Here is a 1922-nt window from a genome sequence, read left to right as displayed (position 1 = left end):
GGACACTAGGGCGGCTTACGCTCCCGCCGCGGACCTACCCACGGACCCTCCCGCTCGCCGAGCCTCGCGCCCCACCCACCGGGACATCCGCTGGACGGCCCATCGAATCACCTTGTCGCCCGGTAACTTTCGCGTTATCACTTTACCGGCCGTGCGATCACCGGAATTCCGGGGCCCTGGAAAAGGCCGAAGCCCCACCCGCCGATGCGGATGGGGCTTCGTGAGATCGCTTGCGCGCCTTCGACTTAGACGTCGAAGTAGAGCTCGAACTCGTAGGGGTGCGGACGCAGGTTGACCGGCGCGATTTCCTGGGTGCGCTTGAGGTCGATCCAGGTCTCGATGACGTCCTCGGTGAACACGCCGCCCTCGGTGAGGTAGTCGTGGTCCTGCTCGAGGCGGTCGATGACCGACGCCAGCGAGGTGGGGGCCTGCGGGATGTTCTTGGCCTCCTCGGGCGGCAGCTCGTAGAGGTCCTTGTCGACCGGAGCCATCGGCTCGATCTTCTTCTTGATGCCGTCCAGGCCGGCCATCATCATGGCGGCGAAGGCCAGGTACGGGTTACCCGAGGAGTCCGGCGCGCGGAACTCGATGCGCTTGGCCTTCGGGTTCGAGCCGGTGATCGGGATGCGGATCGCGGCCGAGCGGTTGCGCTGCGAGTACACCAGGTTGATGGGGGCCTCGTAGCCCGGCACCAGACGGTGGTAGGAGTTCACGGTCGGGTTGGTGAACGCCAGCAGCGACGGGGCGTGGTGCAGGATGCCGCCGATGTAGTGACGCGCCAGATCCGACAGGCCCGCGTAGCCGGCCTCGTCGTGGAACAGCGGCTTGCCGTCCTTCCACAGCGACTGGTGGGCGTGCATGCCCGAGCCGTTGTCGCCGAAGAGCGGCTTCGGCATGAAGGTAACGGTCTTACCCTCCTGCCACGCGGTGTTCTTGACGATGTACTTGAACAGCTGCAGGTCGTCAGCGGCGCCCAGCAGGGTGTTGAAGCGGTAGTTGATCTCGGCCTGACCGGCGGTGCCGACCTCGTGGTGGCCGCGCTCCAGCTCGAAGCCCGCGTTCTGCAGGTTGGTCGAGATCTTGTCGCGCAGGTCGACGTAGTGGTCGTACGGGGCGACGGGGAAGTAGCCACCCTTGTTGCGGACCTTGTAGCCACGGTTCGGGGTGCCGTCGGCGTTGTACTCCGCGCCGGTGTTCCAGGAACCGGAGATCGAGTCGATCTCGTAGAACGCGCCGTTCATCGCCGAGTCGTAGCGGATCGAGTCGAAGATGTAGAACTCGGCCTCGGCACCGAAGTAGCAGGTGTCGGCGATGCCGGTCGACTTCAAGTACTCCTCGGCCTTACGCGCGATGTTGCGCGGGTCGCGGGAGTAGGCCTCGCGGGTGAACGGGTCGTGCACGAAGAAGTTCAGGTTCAGCGTCTTCGCGGCACGGAAGGGGTCGATCCGGGCGGTGCTGAAGTCGGGGAGCAGCAGCATGTCCGACTCGTCGATCGACTGGAAGCCGCGGACGGACGAACCGTCGAACGCGAGGCCTTCCTCGGCGAGATCAGCGGTGAACGCCTTCGCCGGGATCGAGAAGTGCTGCTGCACACCGGGGAGGTCGGTGAACCGAACGTCGACGTATTCGACCTCCTCCTCCTTGATGTACTTGATGACCTCGTCGGCCGTGCTGAACGCCACTTAGTACTCCTTACGGATCGGTTCCCAGCCAGTGGTGACTGCATGGGTTCGTCGCGACCACACGGTATGGACGCGGTGTTTCCCTGTAATCAAGGCTGTGTTTCGCCAGTGTTACACGCACTGCTGGCCGGGGGTTCGGCGGTGCCCCCGGGTTCGCGAAGACGCCGCAGCGGTCGCCGAGCAATGCTCGACCAGCACCGACATCCTGCCATCGACCAGGCCGAAGCGGCTGTTAATACT

The 1922-nt window shown here is 64.8% G+C and carries 1 protein-coding gene; it reads right to left on the bottom strand.

Annotation, left to right across the window (positions count from 1 at the left end):
* Positions 1-245 precede the first annotated feature (245 nt).
* Positions 246-1682 (bottom strand): type I glutamate--ammonia ligase, encoded by a 1437-nt coding sequence (glnA, locus tag NS2_RS35545; RefSeq protein WP_033091758.1) that lies wholly within the window; start codon positions 1680-1682, stop codon positions 246-248.
* Positions 1683-1922 lie beyond the last annotated feature (240 nt).

The sequence above is a fragment of the Nocardia seriolae NBRC 15557 genome, assembly GCF_007990715.1.
Taxonomy (GTDB): domain Bacteria; phylum Actinomycetota; class Actinomycetes; order Mycobacteriales; family Mycobacteriaceae; genus Nocardia; species Nocardia seriolae.
Note: the sequence above shows the minus strand (reverse complement) of the source record. Positions and strands in the feature narration are given on the sequence as shown.